20 protein-coding genes and 1 tRNA gene are annotated in these 19,237 nt (G+C 59.0%); 12 read left to right on the plus strand and 9 right to left on the minus strand.

The window, feature by feature from the left end; translation table 11 throughout:
• Positions 1-7: 7 nt before the first annotated feature.
• The 3 genes from CIB54_RS00540 to CIB54_RS00550 are packed head-to-tail and all read right to left on the minus strand — an operon-like array spanning position 8 to position 2,223.
• Positions 8-1,306: an NAD(P)/FAD-dependent oxidoreductase gene (locus tag CIB54_RS00540; protein ID WP_065950643.1), complete on the minus strand. Its 1,299-nt coding sequence runs from the start codon at positions 1,304-1,306 to the stop codon at positions 8-10.
• Positions 1,307-1,366: 60 nt separating this feature from the next.
• Positions 1,367-1,540, minus strand: a complete 174-nt coding sequence (locus CIB54_RS00545) for a DUF3094 family protein (protein WP_065950644.1) — start codon at positions 1,538-1,540, stop codon at positions 1,367-1,369.
• Positions 1,541-1,593: 53 nt separating this feature from the next.
• Positions 1,594-2,223, minus strand: a complete 630-nt coding sequence (locus CIB54_RS00550) for a DUF1780 domain-containing protein (protein WP_065950645.1) — start codon at positions 2,221-2,223, stop codon at positions 1,594-1,596.
• Between the two features lie 304 nt (positions 2,224-2,527).
• On the opposite strand from CIB54_RS00550, the gene CIB54_RS00555 reads away from it, so the two are divergent.
• The 3 genes from CIB54_RS00555 (at position 2,528) to CIB54_RS00565 (ending at position 5,795) form a co-directional block, all read left to right on the plus strand.
• Entirely contained in the window at positions 2,528-3,442 is a 915-nt protein-coding gene (locus tag CIB54_RS00555) for a LysR family transcriptional regulator (protein WP_101218200.1), read from the plus strand.
• A gap of 332 nt (positions 3,443-3,774) precedes the next feature.
• Entirely contained in the window at positions 3,775-4,887 is a 1,113-nt protein-coding gene (locus CIB54_RS00560) for an ornithine cyclodeaminase family protein (protein WP_101218201.1), read from the plus strand.
• Positions 4,888-4,904: 17 nt separating this feature from the next.
• Entirely contained in the window at positions 4,905-5,795 is an 891-nt protein-coding gene (locus tag CIB54_RS00565) for a DMT family transporter (protein WP_232790510.1), read from the plus strand.
• 40 nt (positions 5,796-5,835) lie between these two features.
• Here CIB54_RS00565 and CIB54_RS00570 read toward each other — a convergent pair whose 3' ends face one another.
• Positions 5,836-6,834: a fatty acid desaturase family protein gene (locus CIB54_RS00570; protein ID WP_101218203.1), complete on the minus strand. Its 999-nt coding sequence runs from the start codon at positions 6,832-6,834 to the stop codon at positions 5,836-5,838.
• 315 nt (positions 6,835-7,149) lie between these two features.
• On the opposite strand from CIB54_RS00570, the gene CIB54_RS00575 reads away from it, so the two are divergent.
• Together CIB54_RS00575 and CIB54_RS00580 are read left to right on the plus strand one after the other, a co-directional pair.
• On the plus strand, positions 7,150-7,839 hold the full coding sequence (locus tag CIB54_RS00575) for an energy-coupling factor ABC transporter permease (protein WP_065950650.1): 690 nt from the start codon (positions 7,150-7,152) through the stop codon (positions 7,837-7,839).
• A 63-nt stretch (positions 7,840-7,902) separates the two neighbouring features.
• Positions 7,903-8,118, plus strand: a complete 216-nt coding sequence (locus CIB54_RS00580) for a hypothetical protein (RefSeq protein WP_065950651.1) — start codon at positions 7,903-7,905, stop codon at positions 8,116-8,118.
• On the opposite strand, the gene yacG is transcribed toward CIB54_RS00580, so the two are convergent.
• From yacG to CIB54_RS00600, 4 genes are read right to left on the minus strand one after another with little or no spacing between them, the layout of a single operon-like run.
• Positions 8,115-8,315: a DNA gyrase inhibitor YacG gene (gene yacG / locus CIB54_RS00585; protein ID WP_003188437.1), complete on the minus strand. Its 201-nt coding sequence runs from the start codon at positions 8,313-8,315 to the stop codon at positions 8,115-8,117. The two genes, CIB54_RS00580 and yacG, sit on opposite strands and share 4 nt — an antisense overlap.
• Positions 8,312-8,935 carry a dephospho-CoA kinase gene (coaE, locus tag CIB54_RS00590; RefSeq protein WP_101218204.1) on the minus strand — a complete coding sequence of 208 codons (624 nt, stop codon included), beginning with the start codon at positions 8,933-8,935 and terminating at the stop codon, positions 8,312-8,314. Before coaE ends, yacG begins: the two co-directional genes overlap by 4 nt.
• Positions 8,932-9,798 (minus strand): prepilin peptidase, encoded by an 867-nt coding sequence (locus tag CIB54_RS00595; RefSeq protein WP_101218205.1) that lies wholly within the window; start codon positions 9,796-9,798, stop codon positions 8,932-8,934. Before CIB54_RS00595 ends, coaE begins: the two co-directional genes overlap by 4 nt.
• Complete coding sequence (locus CIB54_RS00600; protein ID WP_101218206.1) at positions 9,795-11,003, minus strand: type II secretion system F family protein; 1,209 nt, start codon at positions 11,001-11,003, stop codon at positions 9,795-9,797. Before CIB54_RS00600 ends, CIB54_RS00595 begins: the two co-directional genes overlap by 4 nt.
• A 198-nt stretch (positions 11,004-11,201) precedes the next feature.
• Between CIB54_RS00600 and CIB54_RS00605 the strand changes: the two genes are divergently transcribed.
• From CIB54_RS00605 to CIB54_RS00615, 3 genes are all read left to right on the plus strand, one after another.
• The gene (locus CIB54_RS00605; RefSeq protein ID WP_065950655.1) at positions 11,202-11,615 is read left to right on the plus strand and encodes a pilin; all 414 of its coding nucleotides are present in this window, start codon (positions 11,202-11,204) and stop codon (positions 11,613-11,615) included.
• 64 nt (positions 11,616-11,679) lie between these two features.
• Positions 11,680-11,755 (plus strand) — tRNA-Thr (locus CIB54_RS00610).
• 160 nt (positions 11,756-11,915) lie between these two features.
• Positions 11,916-12,221, plus strand: coding sequence for a DUF6388 family protein (locus tag CIB54_RS00615; RefSeq protein ID WP_065950656.1), 306 nt, complete (start codon positions 11,916-11,918; stop codon positions 12,219-12,221).
• A gap of 66 nt (positions 12,222-12,287) precedes the next feature.
• On the opposite strand, the gene nadC is transcribed toward CIB54_RS00615, so the two are convergent.
• Positions 12,288-13,136 carry a carboxylating nicotinate-nucleotide diphosphorylase gene (nadC, locus tag CIB54_RS00620; RefSeq protein WP_101218207.1) on the minus strand — a complete coding sequence of 283 codons (849 nt, stop codon included), beginning with the start codon at positions 13,134-13,136 and terminating at the stop codon, positions 12,288-12,290.
• Positions 13,137-13,379: 243 nt separating this feature from the next.
• Between nadC and CIB54_RS00625 the strand changes: the two genes are divergently transcribed.
• From CIB54_RS00625 to CIB54_RS27915, 4 genes are all read left to right on the plus strand, one after another.
• Entirely contained in the window at positions 13,380-15,536 is a 2,157-nt protein-coding gene (locus CIB54_RS00625) for a DUF1631 domain-containing protein (RefSeq protein ID WP_101218208.1), read from the plus strand.
• Positions 15,537-15,597: 61 nt separating this feature from the next.
• Positions 15,598-16,161: a 1,6-anhydro-N-acetylmuramyl-L-alanine amidase AmpD gene (ampD, locus tag CIB54_RS00630; protein ID WP_065950659.1), complete on the plus strand. Its 564-nt coding sequence runs from the start codon at positions 15,598-15,600 to the stop codon at positions 16,159-16,161.
• Positions 16,158-16,994 carry a regulatory signaling modulator protein AmpE gene (ampE, locus tag CIB54_RS00635; RefSeq protein WP_065950660.1) on the plus strand — a complete coding sequence of 279 codons (837 nt, stop codon included), beginning with the start codon at positions 16,158-16,160 and terminating at the stop codon, positions 16,992-16,994. Before ampD ends, ampE begins: the two co-directional genes overlap by 4 nt.
• Positions 16,995-18,463: 1,469 nt before the next feature.
• On the plus strand, positions 18,464-19,168 hold the full coding sequence (locus CIB54_RS27915; RefSeq protein ID WP_420094151.1) for a methyl-accepting chemotaxis protein: 705 nt from the start codon (positions 18,464-18,466) through the stop codon (positions 19,166-19,168).
• Positions 19,169-19,237: the final 69 nt, after the last annotated feature.

Raw genomic sequence — 19,237 nt, forward strand, 5'->3', positions numbered from 1 at the left:
TATGTTGTCAGTGCAGTTTCAGGCGCGGCTCGGTCCCGCGTCCGATCTTGCTGCCCAGCATCAGCATCGCCGTGCGGAAAAAACCATACAGCGCCATCTGGTGCATCCGGTACAGCGACACGTAGAACATCCGCGCCAACCAGCCCTCGAGCATCACACTGCCGGTCAGGTTACCCATCAAGTTACCCACCGCAGAAAAGCGCGACAGCGAGATCAGCGACCCGTAGTCGGTGTATTTGTAGGTCGGCAGCTCCTTGCCTTCAATCCGCAGCTTCAGCGACTTGGCGAGTAACGAAGCCTGTTGGTGAGCGGCTTGCGCGCGTGGCGGAACATTACGGTCGGTGCCCGGTTGCGGGCAGGCGGCGCAATCGCCGAAGGCAAAGATGTTTTCGTCGCGGGTGGTCTGCAGCGTCGGCAGCACCTGGAGCTGGTTGATGCGGTTGGTCTCCAGGCCATCGATGTCCTTGAGAAAGCCCGGTGCGCGGATCCCGGCGGCCCAGACTTTGAGGCTGGCCGGGATCACTTGGCCGCTGCTGGTGATCAGCGCGTCGGCGGTCACCTCGCTGACGGCCGAGTTGGTCAGCACGGTCACCCCGAGTTTCTCCAGGGTTTTATGCACAGGCCCGCCAATCCGCTCCGGCAGCGCGGGCAATACCCGTGGGCCGGCTTCGATCAGGGTGATGTGCATGTTTTCCGGCTTGATGCGGTCCAGGCCGTACGCCGCCAGCTCATGGGCGGCGTTATGCAGTTCAGCGGCCAGTTCAACGCCGGTGGCGCCGGCGCCGACGATGGCGACGCTGATCTGTTCAACCGTGTCGGTCTGCCCGGCGTGGGCGCGCAGGTAGTGGTTGAGCAATTGTTGATGAAAGCGTTCGGCCTGTTTACGGGTGTCAAGGAACAGGCAATGTTGCGCGGCGCCCTCGGTGCCGAAATCGTTAGTGGTGCTGCCCACTGCAATGACCAGGCTGTCGTAGCCGAGTACGCGCGCGGGCACCAGTTCCCGGCCTTCTTCGTCGAGGGTGGCGGCCAGTTGGATTTTTTTCTGTTCGCGGTCAAGCCCGCTCATACGCCCCAGTTGGAACTCGAAGTGGTTCCATTTCGCCTGGGCGACGTAATTGAGTTCGTCTTCCGAAGAGTTCAGCGAGCCGGCCGCTACTTCGTGCAGTAGCGGCTTCCAGATATGCGTCAGGTTGGCGTCCACCAGCGTGATGCTGGCTTTGCCGCGTTTGCCCAGAGTCTTACCCAGGCGGGTCGCTAGCTCCAGGCCGCCGGCACCGCCGCCGACGACAATAATACGATGGGTCATGGGGATATCTCGCAAGGCTAAAAGAAATCGGAGCAGTTACCCCCGCGAGCGCCAGGCAGCTCATAGCGTCAGGTAACTCAAAAGGCGGCTCAGCAAACCGAGCCCGATCACCACCACCAGCACCACACAGAGGAGCAGCCAGGGCCTGAAAGGCTTGCGCTCGACTCTGTGCTGGGAAAGTTGCAGGTACTCTTCGACATGCTGTTGGTCATCGGGTTTCAGGCGGCTGGTCATAAAGGCCTCGTCAGGTAGACGTTGCAAAAGGGCGCCACGTTACAGCCTGTGGATCAAAGGCTGATGCCCACATCGAACACTATGCTGCGGCCCAGGTTGTTGCGCAAGAAATCCGGCGCGTCCGGATGAGCGAACAGTACCCGCGCAAAGGTAGGCCCCACCAGTGACAGGGAGCGCCAGCCCTGGCGCAGATATTCGGTTGGCGGCGGAAAGTGGCTGTTGAGGTCCAGCACTTCGCGCTTGAGGCTGGTGAAGGCGATGAGGTCCAGCTCCCCCAGGTCCATGCCGCGTTCTTTGTAGTTATGCGCTTTCTTGCGCAGTGTCGGTGCCAGGCGCAACAGGAACTCATGGGCGGGTATCCGCCTTGGCTTGGCTTCGCGCCGCACCAGTTGGCTCAAGGAGAAAGCGCTGCGCCTGCGCAGCAATTCGTCGCGCCATTCGTCGTTCAGGCGGCGGCCTTCGTCCAATACAAAGAACACTTCAAAACTGGCGTCGCGAAACAGCACGTCCGGCGGCTCGGTGCCTGCGGCGTGGAACTCTTCGACACGATAGGGCACGTTCAAGCCTTGCAGCAGGCGCTGGCAGACCCAACGCTCACGCTCCCATTTGCGGGCATTGGACAGGAACGCGTTGGCTTGTTCGGCTGCTACGGTGAGCAACCGCAAATAATCTGAGTCGTCCATCTGCGTAGCTTAGCGTTCAAATGATGACCGCAGGAAGACTCGCTGCGACACCGCCGATGCCTGGCAGGCGATGCACCGGGTGCGCGGCGATGGTGCGGCGCATTGGCGCAAGTATTCAAGGCATTACGTCATGCACTTAAACAGTGCGCGAAGTTGCATGAGAGAGATAAAAGACCACTGCGTATATCGCATAACGGCGCCTGTGCGTTTGGCGATGAACTTAGTTTGGGGACGTCTAGGCAACACCGGTGGCTTGGGTTAGAGTCGAGACAGTGAATTTTCTATGGATAGATAAGAAACGACCATGAAGACCCCGCCACTGAATGCTGTAAAAGCGTTTGAAGCAGTCTCTCGGCATTTGAGTGTAACTAAGGCTGCAGTGGAGCTATGCGTCACTCAAGGGGCGGCCAGCCAGCAGATCAAGAATCTTGAAAACTACGTAAACTGCCCACTGTTCATTAGGGATGCCAAGGGGCTGACGCTGACTGACGCCGGACAGCGGCTCGCTGGCGTAGCGCAGAAAGCACTGGGCGAATTGGCCGCTGTCGCCGAAGAAATTATCGGTACTCAAAGAACGACGCTTTCCATCTCCGCCCCGCCTTCATTCGCCGTAAAGTGGCTCATTCCAAACTTGAACAAGTTTTACGAACAACATGTGGATCTCAATGTTGTGATTGATGCGTCTTGCGAGGTGAGGAGTTTTCGCAGTGATGGAATCGATGCCTCAATCAGGTTTGGCAAGGGTGAGAACCTCCCACCCAACAGCACGGTGCTTGGCTGTTCAGATATTATTATTGTTGGCAGCCCTGCCTATATAAATAAATCACCGGCGATCAATCATCATGCCGATCTGTATGAGCACAAGTTAATCAGTTACGAATCAAAAACTGAGGACCACAGAAAACTGCATAAAAGCTGGAGGGGCGTCTTCAGTGAACTGGGTTTATCCCTGGACCTCAGCAAGACCGCATTGATCTTTACCGAGGGGCATATGGCGTTAACCGCGGCCATACATGGACAGGGATTGGCGTTAATAGAATCTATCCTGGTCGAACATGAGTTACGCAGTGGTCAGTTGGAAAAAGTCTTGGGGACTCGCTTTCCTGGCAATAATTGCTATACCTTCCTGAAACCCGAGTACTCTCAGAAAATGCAGGCACTGGACAAGTTCGAAGCCTGGTTGACCCGTTCGCTGGCCGGTTCGCTGAGAAGCTTATGAACCCAGGGCCGCAGCGCAGGGTATTGGCCGCCCGGATCCGCTGCCGTTAGCCCTTTAGTAAATCTAATGCCCCCTGAAGAAATACTCCATCGACTCCGTTCCAAGAGTCTCGTATTTTTTGAAACAGGCGTAGGCTTGATTAAATAGCCTTTGACTTACCTGCGTGATCGCCTGAATCAAATCGCGTCAACAGTGTGCGGGTGTGCATGCCATACACCGCCTATCCCTCTATTTAAAATAACGTTCGGCGTTTTCGTTGAATCAATCACTCGACAGCATTTGGCGCCCGCCTAAGTTCTGAATCAACGCTTGCAGCCTATAGGAGCGACACCGTGGCACAACGAGCAACCATTATCCTCTCGGAGGAAAATATCGGTGAAATTGCCGCCGCAGTCGGCCTCGACACCTTGATGGACGAAACGATTGCCAGGTTACGTCATGCACTTACGCTTTTTGGTAATGGCGAAGTGGAGATCCAACCGCGTACCGGATTTGTCTATGAAACGCCGGAGATGGGCCTGATTGAATTCATGCCCGCTTACCGCCGCGACCAGAACGTTGCGCTCAAAGTGGTTGGCTACCATCCGGGCAATCCCTTCAATCGCGGCATGCCGACGGTCATGGCGACCAACTCCTTATATGACGTCAGGGACGGTCACCTTATCGCTGTGGTTGACGGCGTATTCGCGACAGCGGTGCGGACGGGGGCGTCATCGGCCGTTGCATCAAAATTGCTGGCCCATCCTGAAAGTAAAACGCTGGGACTGATCGGCGCCGGCGCCATGGCCGTGACCCAGGCCCATGCGCTCAGCCGAATGTATGATTTTGACGCGGTTTTGGTACACGACATAGATCCGACAGTGGAGGCTACGTTCGCCAAGCGCGTAGCGGCCTTGGGCATTACCCCGACCATTGCTTCCAAGGAAAGGGTGCTGGCCGAGTCCGACATTATTTGCGTGGCGACCTCTATCGGGCTTGATGCCGGGCCGGTTGTCCATGCGGGCGGCATGAAACCGCATGTGCATATCAATGCCGTAGGGGCCGACACGCCAAGAAAATATGAGTTATCGACGCAATTGCTGAAAAGCTCGTTCCTGGTTCCTGATTACCTGGAGCAGGCGTTGAACGAGGGTGAATGTCAGCAATTGACTGAGGAGGAATACGGTTGTATCGGTCCTGAATTACACAAGATCGTCAAAGCGCCGCAGGACTATGCTCACTACCAGATGAAGCCAACCATTTTCGACAGCACCGGCGTTTCGTTGGCGGATCAGATCATGACTGAAGTCTTGATCGACCAGGCGCAGGCGCTCGGACTGGGCCAGCACATTCTGATTGAAGCCGGTTGTGATGACCCTATGAACCCTTACGGCTTTTCGAATTTCACCCACGGTCTGCATGTGGTTGAAAGCGCAGCACCCGATCGTTCCATAAAGTCAGCGTGAGTGAAAAAGGACAGGCCATGAGCAGCGTGCATGCAGTCGATCGAAAAACACTTTACGTCGCAGTCTGCTTTGGGCTCCTGTCAGCGTTCATCTGGGGCGCCTGGCCTGTCCTTTCCCGTTTTGGTGTGCAAAAAACGCTGTCGGCTTATGACATAGCCGCCCTGCGTTTCATGGTTGCCGGGTTGATCCTGCTGCCTTTTGTTCTGAAGAAAGGAACCGGAACCCTCGGTTTGCCGAAGACGCTGGTTCTTACGGTGGGCCAGGGTATTCCCCACGTACTGCTTGGTATCATCGGGCTGGCTTATGCGCCAGCCGGGCATGCCGGTGTGCTTATTCCCAGTGCGATGATTGCGGTTTCCACCCTTGGAGGCTGGTTCATACTGCGCGACCGACCAGAGAAGGCCGTACTGATTGGAATTCTGGTGGTCATGGCGGGAGCTGCTCTCTCGGGCTGGCGGAGTATGACGGACAGTGGAGGGCAGGTCTGGCTGGGGGATCTGTTGTTCATTGCGGCCGGCGCGTTGTGGGGGGGTTATACCATTGCCTCGCGCGCATGGGATGTCGATGCCTTCCAGGCCACGGCGCTGGTGTCCGTAGTCTCCATGCTGCTTTACCTGCCTCTGTATGTCCTGTGGGGAACGCCGGGTATTCTGGCTGCTCCGTTGTCCGAAATCGTGTTCCAGGGACTGTTTCAAGGCGTGTTTGCCGCCATTGTCGCGCTGTTGTTCTATACCAAGGCCGTGACCGTGTTGGGCGCTACACGCGGCTCTATTTTCGGTGGGCTGGTCCCGTGCATCGCCAGTGTGCTGGGAATCTTCGTTCTTTCCGAGGTGCCCAGCACACTTGAAGTCGTCGGCGTAATCCTGGCGAGCGCAGGGATGATCTATGTCTTCGGGTATCGGAAATAATCTATGTTTCCCTGCGACGCCCGTCAGCCAGGTCGGGCGGTCATTGACTGGCGCGGTTGAATGGCTTGAGCTCGCCGGACATGACCTTGCGATAAAACGTCCAATAATCCGGCTCGATCACCTCCATGCTGGCACGAGAGCAGTCATGTAGCGTCTGGCAACGACCCATGGGCACGCTCGCCAGACTGTGGTGTGCGGTGTGCAGGTTGTTTGCATTTGTATACCAACGGGCCAACCGGGATGCTTCGATGCTTCGGGTATTCCTGTTGAAGTTCGGTTCGGTGTAGGCATCGAGGCCGAAGTGCTCCGGTAGCTCGATCAGGTAGTGGGCGGGCTCGGCAATCAACACCATTGGGATGAGCCAGGCCAGCACAAGAAACCATGAGCCGGTCAATAAGGTGAAAACGACGGCCGCAGCAACGATGAAAAAATACGCGCAATATTCCTGCCTCGTATGCTTTTGCGCTTTGCTGTCTTCTATGTCCTGCAATTTTGCTCCGGTGAGGCTTTTGAACATGAGCGCGCCCACGCGAATGAATCTGCCTGGATTGAGGGCCGCACTTGCCAGCTTCCAGGGGCTGTCCATGCCTTTTTCCGGGTAATTGAAAAACTCACTGTTTTGTGGAGTGCCCAGATGCCGGTGATGGCGAAGATGGTGATATTTATAGTGGGAAAAAGAGTTAAGCATGAACAGGCCGCAGATAAACCCCAACCCCCGGTTCAACCGTTGTGATTTAAAGGCGTGTCCATGCAGCAGTTCATGTTGTAGCTCGGTAAAGTGAGCGTAAACCAACCCCAGGATGATCATGCTCAAGCTTGCGGCATACCAGGGCAGATCAATCGTGCCATTTTCTTCCAGCAGTAGCCCGGTCATGGCGAGTGCAATGATCAATACCGCGTTGATATAAATGAGCGAGGTGCGTAGCGGTGTGCGCTTCATCAGTGTGTGTTTTAAAGTCGCATCGAGTTTCGGCGCGCCGCGGTCACTCGCTACCACGTGTTTATCGATTAAAAGCGGGTAAGTAATGCTGTCTGTCATAGATGCGCCCAGTACTCACAAGAGGCCTTGTTTTCCTGCTCCTTCGATTGGTTTAAAAGACCTCAAGGTTTTATTTGAAGGTGACAGCGGCTGCAATGGAGTAATACTACGGCTGGTATTAGTTTCTCTATCGATCCATAGCGCAATGCGGTGCCGGCTTTTTCACGTGCCTGCCTCTAACTCGTTACTCGGCAACTCGAACGTTGGCGATGTAGACTGACCACCCGGCAATGACTCTGGAAACGAGGCGTTTATGCGCAGGATCAACGCAGCCAGGCCCGTGACAGGTCGCGAGGCGGTGAGGCAGGTGAAACGGTGATCGGCGCGGCGGTGCTGGCGCCGCAAACGCTCGGCATCGGCTGGTTGTTGTATGCCCCGGTGGTGATCTGGGCGATTTTGCGTGCGCCCTGGATCGAACTGTTTGCTGATCGACGGCGCCAGCATTTGCTGTTCGGCACGGTGTTCGCGCTGTTCATGTTGTGGCTGGTGCGACGGGATTTCGATACGGGGGTGTCCTACCACTTTATCGGCATGACCGCAGTGACCCTGTTGCTGGATTGGCCGCTGGCAATCGTTGGTGGGTTTGTCGCGCAGTCGGGGTTGGTATGGCTGGGGCGGCAGGACCTCGCCGCTGTCGGCATCAATGGTCTGTTGCTGATTGGTCTTCCGGTACTCATTACCGAGTTTTGCGCGCGACTTGTGGAGCGGGCGCAACCGCGAAACCCCTTTGTGTATATCTTCTGTTCCGGCTTTTTCGCTGCGGCGCTGTCGGCATTGCTTTGCCTGTTGGTCGGGCTGGGGCTGCTGTGGTTGGACGGGCGATTTGCGATGCCGCAATGGCTGGGCGATTTTGTCGGCTACCTGTGGCTGATCATCTTTCCCGAAGCCTTTATCAACGGCATGGTGATCAGTGCCCTGGTGGTGTTCTGCCCTGAATGGCTGGAGACTTTCAACCGCACCCGCTACCTCTCGGCGCCGTGGAAAGACGACGATTCGCGGCGTTGATCCAGATCAAAGAGCGCATGAGTGCACAGGCCCATGCTCTGCGAAACTTCAGGAGCACCAATCATGAGTGTGTACGAATGGGCACGGCAGGAGTTGCGCAGAAGCCAGGATGCAGCGCAGGAAATCGGTTTTGATCCGGGCTTGACCCTGCGCGCCATGCTCAGCGCGGTGGTGCAGCAGAGCAAGGGCGTTCGCAGCTTTGAAGACTTGGCCGACGAGTTGCAATACCTTGCGGAAAACCTCGACGACCAGCAGGCGTACGCCTTTATGCGGCCTTAATGGCGCGGCGGCAGGTCTTCGGAAAACAACTCGTCTTCGGCGTCCGGGGCCACCGGGATTTTGTGTTCTTCAGCGGCCCAGGCACCCAGGTCGATGAGTTTGCAACGGTCCGAGCAGAACGGCCGGTTGAGGTTGGTCGCTTTCCATTCCACGGGTGCGCCGCAGGTTGGGCAATCGACGGTCAAGGGTTGGCTCATGATCGGCCTCCACGCAAAGTAAGGTAAAAGTGGTGCAGTCGCTCGACCTCGCCGTGCAGCCAGGCAAGGTCCTGGTCATTGACCAGTACGTCATCGGCATGGTTCAGGCGGTCTTCGCGGCTCGACTGGGCTTTGAGAATGGCCTGCACCTGTGGCTCGCTGATGCCGTCGCGCTGCAGGGTACGCTGAATCTGCAGTGATTGCGGCACGTCGATCACCAGGATGCGTTGGGTCATGCTGTATTGGCCGGACTCGATCAGCAGCGGTGACACCAGAATCGCGTAAGGCGACTGGGCGCGTGCCAGGTGATCGCGAATTTCGTCAGCGATCAGCGGGTGCAACAGGCCTTCGAGCCAGCGACGTTCTTCGGGTACTTCAAAAATCAATTTGCGCAACGCGGCGCGGTCCAGTTGGCCGTCCGCCTGCAGCACACCGCTGCCGAAATGCTCGGCAATGCGCGCCAGCGCCGGCCGGCCGGGCTCGACCACCCAGCGGGCGGCATGATCGGCGTCGACCAGGTCGACACCCAGCTTGGTGAAGTGCTCGGCTGCAGCGCTTTTACCGCTGCCGATACCGCCGGTGAGGCCGAGAATCCAGGGTGTTGCAACAGGAGTGGTCATGTGAAACCGACAGACTGCAAATAGAAGTCGGTTATTTGACCACCCCAGAGCAATGCAATCCAGCCGGCAATTGCCAGGCAGGGTCCAAATGGGATGGGTGCCGACACGTGCGTCTTGCGCCAGCGCATCAGCAGCAGCCCGGCAGACACGCCGAGCAGTGACGCCATCAGCAGCGTCATCGGCAGTATCTGCCAGCCGCCCCAGGCACCTAACAGCGCCAATAGCTTGAAGTCGCCATGGCCCATGCCATCCTTGCCGGTGACCAGCTTGAACAGCCAGAACACGCTCCACAGGCTCATGTAGCCCAGCACCGCGCCCCATAACGCATCGGGCAATGTTACGAGCAGGCCCAGGCTGTTGAGGACAAGCCCCAACCATAGCAACGGCAGCACCATGGCATCCGGCAGCAGTTGATGATCCACATCGATCAGGCTCATGCCCAGCAGCCCCCAACTCAGCAGTATCACCGCACCCGCCTGCCAGCCAAAGCCGTAGTGCCAGGCAACGGTGGCGGATATCAGCGCACATGCCAGTTCGGTGAGGGGGTAGCGCGCGCTGATGGTTGCACGGCAGTGGGTGCAACGTCCCTTGAGCATCAGGTAGCTGAGCAGGGGGATATTCTCCCAGGGGCGAATCGGCTGGTCGCAGTGTGGACAGCACGAATTCGGGCGCATCAGGTTATAGACCGGCCCCGCTGGCGCAGCAGGCAGGCCGAGGATCTCATGGGCCTGGGCGCGCCATTCGCGCTCGAGCATCTTGGGCAGGCGCCATACCAGCACATTGAGAAAACTGCCAACGATCAGGCCCAGCACCAGCGCCATGCCGACAAATGCCCAGGGCTGCTCGCCCAGCAACGCGCTCAAAATGCCGAACCGAGTTGAAACACCGGCAGGTACATTGCAATCACCAACGCGCCGACGATGCTCCCCAGTACTACCATGATCAGCGGTTCCATCAAGCTGGTGAGGTTATCGACGAGGGTCTCTACGTCGGCCTCGTAATGGTCCGCGACTCTTTCCAGCATGTGGTCCAGGGTGCCGGACTCTTCGCCGATTGCCGTCATCTGGATCGCCATGCCTGGAAACAGGCCGCTGGCGGCCATGGACTGATTCAACTGCATGCCTGTGGATACATCGTGGCGCATATGTTCGATTGCCTGTTTGAAAGGGTCATTGCCGACGGCGCCGGCCACTGAGCCGAGCGCCTGCACCAGGGGAACACCTGCTGCAAAGGTGGTTGAAAGCGTGCGGGCGTAGCGGGCGACGGCAGCTTTGTTCATTAGTTTGCCTGCCAGGGGTACTTTCAACAAACCTGCCTGCAGCCGGTAGCGAAACTGCGCAGAACCACGGTAGGCGTGGCGCAGCCCGCCGATGGCCGTGCCCAGGCCCAGCACCAGTATCCACCAGGCCCGTTGCAGAAAATCGGAGAGGGCGATGACCCCCAGGGTAAAACCGGGCAATTGACTGTCGACTCCGGCGAACAGGTGCTGGAACTGCGGCACCACCTGTATCAACAACACTGCGCTGACGAGGCCGGCCACCACCAGCACTGCAAGAGGGTAGGTCAGGGCTTTTTTGATTCTGGTTTTGAGGCGTTGGCTTTTTTCCAGCTGAATGGCCACGCGCTCCAGCAGTGTTTCCAGGGCTCCGGCCTGTTCACCGGCGGCAATCAGGTGGCAGTACAGGTCATCGAAGTAAAGGGGGTATTGGCGCAGCGTGCTGGTCAGGCTGTTACCGGCGGCGACGTGTTGCTTCAGCCCCTTGACCAGCTCGCGCAGTGGGCGGTTTTCGACGCCCTCGCTGATGATGTCGAAGGCTTGCAGCAGCGGGATACCGGCCTTCAACAGCGTCGCCAGCTGGCGGGTGAACAGCGCGATATCCGCCGGCAGTATCGGCGCCGCCAGGCTTGGCAGGCCTGACGATTGCTTGCGCACATGTTCGGGGCAGATTCCTTGCTGGCGCAGTCGTGCCTTGATCCATGCAGGGTCATGCCCCGAGATTTTCCCGCACACCCTGCGGCCGTTGCGGTTGATGCCCTGCCAGGCATAGATCGTCGAGGTGTCGTTCATGTCGCGTTCGCACATGCAGATTAAGAATTTACAGCTTAGCCAGCGGGCGGATACAGGCAGGCGGGTGTTGGGCGATAAAATGTCAGATTGTGCTTCTGGTATGCGATTGGCCGCTCAGGGATGAGTACACTGGCGCCGCTGCACAATACGGGGCGCAGGATGCGCCTTGTCATGGTTCTATTCTGGAGAGTGAAAGTGATGCGTCAGAAAGGCTTTACCTTGATCGAGTTGTTGATCGTCGTGGCAATCATCGGCATTTTGGCCACGATTGGCTTGCCCATGTACACCAAGCACCAGGCCAAGGCCAAGTTCACGGCGGGGTTGGCCGAAATCAGCGCGTTGAAGGCCGGCTACGAAGATGTCATTAACCAGGGCGCTGTGCCCACGGTGCCGTTGATTGGCGGCAAGAGTCCCACTGCCAATTGCAAGGTCGATGTGACAGCAGATGTCACCACGGGCAGCGGCTCCATCAGCTGTGAAATCCTTGATGCACCTGCGCCCGTACTGGGCAAGACCATCACCTTGACGCGCAGCGCCACCAGCGGCTGGACCTGTGTCACCACGGCCGAGGCGCAATACGTCGCCAAGGGTTGTGGCGCCAACGGCGCATGACGGCTGCCGGGCGGTGAGCGAGCCGGTTGCCGCATGCCCAATGCGGTGCTAGCTTTAGCCCACTGCCCGTGTAGCTCAGCCGGTAGAGCAGCGCACTCGTAACGCGAAGGTCGCAGGTTCGATTCCTGTCTCGGGCACCAAGGCAACACTGTTTCAAAGGCATGTTTCAAAGGCACTGTTTTCAGATGATCCACAGAATGGTTCTGAAGGCCAGACGAGCCGGTATTCGCGCCTGCTCTTTGTATCTGCGCAACCTTGATGACCCAGATGCATCCCCATTCCTCGATCTAAGAGAACGACATGACCACGACTGAGATGACCCAGGAAGCACGGCACGAAGAAGCGCTCAAGAAGTATCTTGATGATATGCCGCAGCTTAAAGAAGAGATCAAGGACCTGAGCGCTGACGACCAGCGTGATCAGATTCAGTGGGCATTCGAGGACGAGGCGGAGAGCCAGAACCTCCAGCCTTGGGAACTGACCCTCAAGTACACCTCTACCCCGGAAGAGTTCGAAGTCGCACGCCTGGTCTTGCACAAGGAGGCCGCCGAAGTGCTGGGTGTCGAATGGGAAGAGTACTGCGAGATGAATAATCTTGTAGTTTGAGATCAGCTTCAAGCTTCAAGCCGCAAGGGACGCGACACCCTCTTGCAGCTTGCAGCTTGCAGCTGCTCAAATACTCAACCGCATCGACAAATCCACAGCCTTCACATCCTTGGTCAGCGCACCAATGGAGATGTAGTCCACGCCCGTCTCGGCGATGGGCAGCAGGGTACTTTCATTGATCCCGCCGCTGGCTTCCAGACTGGCCTTGCCTGCGTTCAACCGCACGGCTTCGCGCATGTCGTCCAGGCTCAGTTCATCGAGCATGATGATGTCGGCGCCCGCCGCCAATGCTTCGCGCAACTCCTGCAGGCTTTCCACTTCGACCTCCACCGGCTTGCCCGGGGCGATTTTGTGGGCCGCGCTGATGGCCTGGGCAATGCCCCCGCATGCGGCGATATGGTTTTCCTTGATCAGGAAGGCGTCATACAGCCCGATGCGATGATTGTGGCAACCGCCGCAGGTCACTGCGTATTTCTGCGCCAGGCGCAGGCCCGGCAACGTCTTGCGAGTGTCCAGCAGCTTGACCTGGGTGCTGGCGACGAAATCCGCCAGGTATCGGGCACGGGTGGCGACGCCTGACAGCATCTGCAGGAAATTCAGCGCACTGCGTTCACCGGTGAGCAGCGAACGCGCCGGCCCTTCAAGGTGAAACAGCGGCTGGTTGGGGCTGACACGTTCACCATCGGCCACTTGCCAATGCACGGCGACGCGGGGGTCCAGTTGGCGGAAGACCGTATCCACCCAGGCGGTCCCGGCAATAACGGCCGCATCGCGGGTAATGATCGTGGCCTTGGCCAGCCGTTCGGCCGGGATCAGCTGTGCGGTGATATCACCACTGCCGACGTCTTCCAGCAGTGCGCGGCGCACGTTGGCTTCGATTTCAGCGGCGAGGTCGGCAAGACGCAGGTTCGGCATAACAGTCTCCACAGACAAAGTGCCGCGATTATAGGGGCTGTGTGGACTGGAACCCAGACTCGTCACTCATTTACCGCGCAGGGCAGAGTTTACTGGCGCAACGGCCCTGATTTGCCGATAATCTCGCGCCTTGCGATTGGCGTCATAGCTTTGACGTCCTGATGGTGGCCGGTACTCGCAGCGCCCAGCAGGCCTGCTTCCGTTCCTTGCCCATCTCAACACCCGCCGTTTCAGGAGGCCAGGATGCACAATGACGGGAAGGTGGTGCCTATCAAACAGGCACAGGCCACGCCATCGCCGCTCGCACGTCTACCGGTGGTGGTGCTGCAGGTGCGTGACAAAGCGGCGCAGCAGTTGCAACAGGGATTGCAGGAACTGTTCGATAACGCCGACGACACCCTGTTTGAAATGGCCGACAAGGCCCGCAGCACGGTTGACCAGCATATTTTCTTTCAGGCCATGCGCGACCTGCGCCTCAAGCGCAAGAACTTCGAGCGCGTGCTCATGGAGCAACTGTTTGCCGCCTTCGCCAATCTGAGCCAGGTCGATAGCGGCGGGTTGCATCCGGTGCCTGTGGTGTCCTATGAGATGGCCGGCGCTACCCGGGCTGATGACCGGGAAAAGGCCGTGGCACTGGAGGCAATGCTCGGTCGGGTACGGCACCGTGATGGCCTGGCGCTCGGGCAACTGAGCGCGCGCTTGAGTGAAGTGTTGGGCAGGCCTTTGACCGACCATGAGAACCCTCTGGGCCCTGCACGGCTTTGCCAGTTTTTTCTGCAGGCGGGCCGCAGCCTGGGGGTGGAGATCCGGGTCAAGCTGATCATGCTCAAGCTCTTCGAGAAATACGTGCTCAGCGATGCCGACCAACTCTATGGCGAAGCCAATCAACTGCTGGTTGCCACCGGGGTCCTGCCTGAACTCAAGAGCGTGCCCTCCCGTCGTGCGGGTGGACGCGCGTCGCGTGAGCTTCAGCACCAGGCTCGTCCGCCGGCCACCGACCCTCCTTGTGACGAAAGCGGCCAGCAAGCCTTTACCGCCTTGCAAGCCTTGCTGGTGGCGGTGCGCGGCAGCGTCGCGCCGACCCTTGAAGCCAGTGCGCAACCGCAACCCATCGCCAGCCGAGACCTGCTGCGCCTGCTGTCGCATTTGCAGCAATACGTACCGGAGCCTGGGGCTGAGGACGATTTCGACCTGCGCAACCAGCTCGAACAGTTGCTGACCCGAGTCAGCGTCAAGAGCGGCAAGTCGCGGGTGGTGGAGGCGGCTGACGAGGATGTGATCAACCTTGTCGCGCTGCTTTTTGAGTTCATCCTCAATGACGCCAGTGTGCCCCACGCCTTCAAAGCCCTGATCGCTCGCTTGCAGATCCCGATACTGAAAGTCGCCCTGCTGGACAAGAGCCTGTTCAGTTACCCCGGGCACCCGGCACGCCGCTTGCTCAATCAGATCGCCAGTGCCGCCATGGGTTGCAGCCCGCATAATGGCTATCAGAACGACAGCCTGTACCTGCGTATCGAGCAGGTCATCCAGCGCTTGTTGAATGAGTTCGTCGAAGATCCGGCGATTTTTTCGCAGTTACTGGCGCCATTCAGCACGTTCATCAATGAAGAGCAGCAGCGCAGTGCGTTGCTCGAACAGCACACCCGTGACGTCGAGGAAGGGCGCCTGCGTACCGAGGTCGCGCGCCAGCGCGTGGCACAAGCGCTGAACCGGCGGTTATCGGGCAAGGTCCTGCCGCCATTCGTGGTGCAGTTTCTGCAACACACCTGGAGCCAGGTGCTGTTGCTGGCCAATCTCAAGCACGGCGAACACTCGGTGCAGTGGCAGGCCGGGCTGCGCACCATGGATGAATTGATCTGGAGCGTCGGCCTGCACGAAGACACCGAGGCGGGCCGGCATCTGCTGGAGCAATTGCCAGGGTTGCTCAAGTCGTTGCGCGCCGGGTTGGCCGGTGCGGCGTTCGATCCTTTCAGCACTCGGGAATTTTTTTTACGATTGCAGACCGTACATGTTCAAACATGCGAAGGCGAGGGCGACGACGGGCTGATTGAAGTCCGCGAGCCCTTCGTTCTCGGCACCCAACTGTCGGACGCCATCGAAGCCTGGCCGCATGATGACCCGGACCTGCTCAAGGTTCGCCCATTACGGGTCGGTGGTTGGGTGGAGTTCCAGCAGGACGACGACACGATATTGCGGTGCAAGCTCACGGCGATCATGGCGCCGAACCATCGTTATATTTTCGTCAGCCGCACGGGGCTCAAGGTCCTGGAGCAAACCCCCGGGCAATTGGCTGCGGCTTTTAAGCGCGGCGCCCTGCGCAGCCTGGACGAGGGTTTGCTGTTCGACCGCGCGCTGGCGGCGGTGATTGGCAACCTGCGTCAACTCAATCGCGGCAAGTGATCGCAACCGCAGGGCGGAACGCGGCATACTGGTAACACTTTGTCTCAGTCAAGGAGCCTGTATGCAGTTGGACCCCGTCAGCGGTTGGTTCGAGGGCATTCGTCATTGCCCTTCGCCCAACTTCAACGAGCGCCCGGCAGGCGAGGTATCGTTGTTGGTGATACATAACATCAGCTTGCCCCCGGCGCAGTTTGCCACCGGTAAAGTGCATGAGTTTTTCCAGAATCGCCTGGATGTAACGGAACACGCCTACTTTGAGGGGATCGTCCACCTACGGGTTTCTGCGCATTTTCTGATTGAACGCGACGGTGCAGTGACGCAGTTTGTGGCGTGCCAGGACCGGGCCTGGCATGCGGGCGTTTCCAGCTTTGAAGGCCGGGATACCTGCAACGACTTTTCGTTGGGAATCGAGCTGGAAGGCACAGACGATCTGCCGTTCACCGACGCCCAGTACCAGGCGCTGATTGAGCTGACGCGCCAGTTGCTCCCAGCTTACCCTGCGATTACCCCCCAGCGTATCTGCGGTCACAGCGACATCGCCCCAGGCCGCAAAACCGATCCGGGCCCGGCTTTTGATTGGAAGCGCTTTCGTAGCGCGCTGCAGGATGGAGGACACAAACTATGAGTTTTCTGGTGCTGGTACTGGCAGTGTGGATCGAGAAGTTCTCGGCCTTGCGCCAGCGGTTGCAGCGCGACGGCGGCTGGCTGCGCGAGCTGGCCAGGCTTGAATCGAGCCCGCGCATGGCCAAGCGGCCCTGGCTGATCCTGCTGGCGCTGGTGGTGCTGCCCGTGGCGCTGCTGGGCTTGTTGCTGCTGGTGCTGGAGCCCGTGGCCTATGGTTTGTTGGCGTTGCCGGTGCATGTGCTGGTGGTGATCTACAGCCTGGGCCGTGGCGATCTGTTGGCCGCGTTGGGGCCGTTTCGTGATGCCTGGCGGCGGGGTGATCTGCAAGCCGCCGAGCATGTGGCCGAACGTGACCTGAACCTGGGTGCCGACAGTGGCGAGCAACTGCTCGAGCGGGTTCAAGGCCATTTGCTGTGGCAGGCGTACCAGAGCTTTTTCGCGGTGATTTTCTGGTATTTCCTGCTGGGCCCGGTGGCCGCTCTGGCCTATCGCCTGCTGGCGCTGGCCAGTGAGCACAGCCAGAATCCCCTGGTGGCCGAACGCGCCACGCACATGCGCCACGCCTTTGACTGGCTGCCGGTGCGCCTGCTGGCGGCGAGCTTTGCCCTGGTGGGCAATTTTGTCGGGGTCAGCCGGGTCATGCTCCACGAATTGCTCAGTTGGGATATCAGCGCTGCACAGCTGGTGGAAAAAGTCGGCCTGGCCGCTGCGCAGATACCGCCTCCGGTGGTGGGCGCCGAAGGTATCACCAGTCTTGATCAGCTGTGGGAATTGCTGCTGCGTGCGGCGGTGCTGTGGTATGCCGGTTTTGCAATCTGGACGGTGTTGCCCTGAGACAGCCGGCAGGGGCACCCCCTGCCGTTAACCTTACGTTACAAAACTCCCCTTCAAATTGAGCTATACAGACAGAATGCCAAATAGTGGCTATCTGCCGCCGCCCTGCGCCTCAATAAAAATAAAAGTAAGGGAGATCACCTGTGAAGCGCTTGCTCTATCCCGCCGTCGCGTTGATGAATCGCCTGAGTTTCGGCCTGAAGTTCAGTCTGATCAGCGTGCTGTTCCTGCTGCCGATGCTGGCGACCAACTATTTTCTGGTGCGTGACGCCTGGGCTGAGTTCCAGGGCACCCGTATTGAGCTGCAGAGCCTCGATCTGCTGGGCAGCAGCCTGGTGGTGCGTCGCGAGCTGGAAGCACTCAATAACCAGGTGCAGATCAACGCGACCCTCGGCCAGTCCGGCAAGGCCGGCGACCTTGAAGCCAGGATCGGCGCCCTGGAGCAGAGTGTGCTCGGCCGTGTGCAGGGACTCAGCGCGATGGCGACCCAGCCCGAACAGGTTGCAGCTTTCGATGCCAAGCGTGATGAGCTGATCGCTGCGTTCAAGGCTCAGCAACAGGAAACGTCACTGCTCAACAAAACTGCATTGATCGGCAAATTGCTCAACCAGGCCCAGATACTCAGCCAGATCATCGCCAGTCAATCCGGCTTGAGCCGAGATTCGCAGAGCGATCTGCGCCAACTCAGCGAACTGATCACCGCCGTCACCCCACACGTTACGCAGTTGCTCGGGGAAGGGCGTGCGATGGGCGCGTACTCCCTGGGCCAGGGCTTTATCAATTCATCTTCCAGCACACGCTTTGACGAGCTGCTGCAGCAATTGGAAAAACTCCAGGGCGAATACGGCTTGAAGCTGCAGGATGCGCTCGGCGCCAGCAGTGCCGCGCAGGCGGCGCTTGATACCGTAGCGCAAGCCAGCCAGGCCAGCCTCAAGCAGGGCGCTGAATTGTTCGAAGAACGGGTGGTGGTGGCTGAAACCCTGGACACACCGTGGCAGGGCTTTTATGACGACGTCAGTCAACTGATGGCCAAGACCTATCAACTCGATGACGCCTCCCTGGCATTCCTCAAGCAGCAACTGGAACAACGCCTGGCGCAAAAGCGCCTGCACATGATGCTGTTGGTCACGGCGCTGGTGGCGGTATTTGCGCTGATTTTCTATTTGTATGCAGGCTTCTATGCTTCCACGCGCGCGACCTTGCGCAGCCTTGGGGCGATGATGGATAAAGTGGCGGCCGGCGATATGACGGTCAGTTTCGTTGCAGAAAGTCGCGATGAACTGGGGGATCTGGGCCAGGTATTCAATGGCACCGTGGCCAAGATCCACGACCTGATCGAGCGCGTCGGGCACACGGTCGGCCAGGTCGAGCTGCAAGCCGGGCAAGTCCAGGCGGTCTCGGCACAGAGCAACCAGGCGGTGTCCGGCCAGCGCAGCCAGATCGAGCAAGTGGCCACAGCGATGAACCAGATGTCATCCACCGCCCAAGAGGTGGCGCGCAGCGCCGCAGCCGCTGTCAGCAGCGCCCACAGTGTCAACGATGAAACCGTCAACGGCCGCGGACTGGTGCAGTCCCAGCAAGGCAGCATCGCGCGCCTGGCGTCGGAGATCGATGAGTCGGTGCGGGTGATCAACCAGTTGGCTGTCGACAGCCAGTCCATCAGCAGCGTGTTGGACGTCATCAAAAGCATCGCCGGGCAAACCAATTTGCTGGCACTCAACGCGGCGATCGAGGCCGCGCGCGCCGGTGAGCAGGGGCGCGGTTTTGCCGTAGTGGCCGACGAGGTGCGTACGCTGGCGCGGCGTACGCAGCAGTCCACCGAAGAAATCGAGCAGATGATCGCGCGCCTGCACAGTGGCGTCGGCGCAGCGGTCAAGGCCATGGGCGCCAGCCATGACATGGCCAATGGCACGGTAGGGCAGTCCGAAGAAGTCCAGCAAGCCTTGGAGAATATTCTCGGTGCGGTAGGAATGATCGTCGATCAGAACCAGCAGATCGCCGCCGCCGTGGAGCAGCAAACGGCCGTCGCCCACGAGATCGATCAGAATATCGTCGCGATCAATCGTGCGGGTGAGCACGCCGCCCAGGGCGCCGACCAGACCGAAGCGGCCAGCCATCAGCTGTCGCAGCAGGTCACTCAATTGAAGCTATTGATTGGCGCGTTTCGCGTGTAGGAACTCTCGGTGGGATTTAACTCGGTAGGGCGTGGCACTTGTCCTGATTTCGCTGATGGCCTTTCAATG

It is taken from the genome of Pseudomonas fluorescens, assembly GCF_002837185.1.
Classification (GTDB): Bacteria; Pseudomonadota; Gammaproteobacteria; order Pseudomonadales; family Pseudomonadaceae; genus Aquipseudomonas; species Aquipseudomonas fluorescens_AM.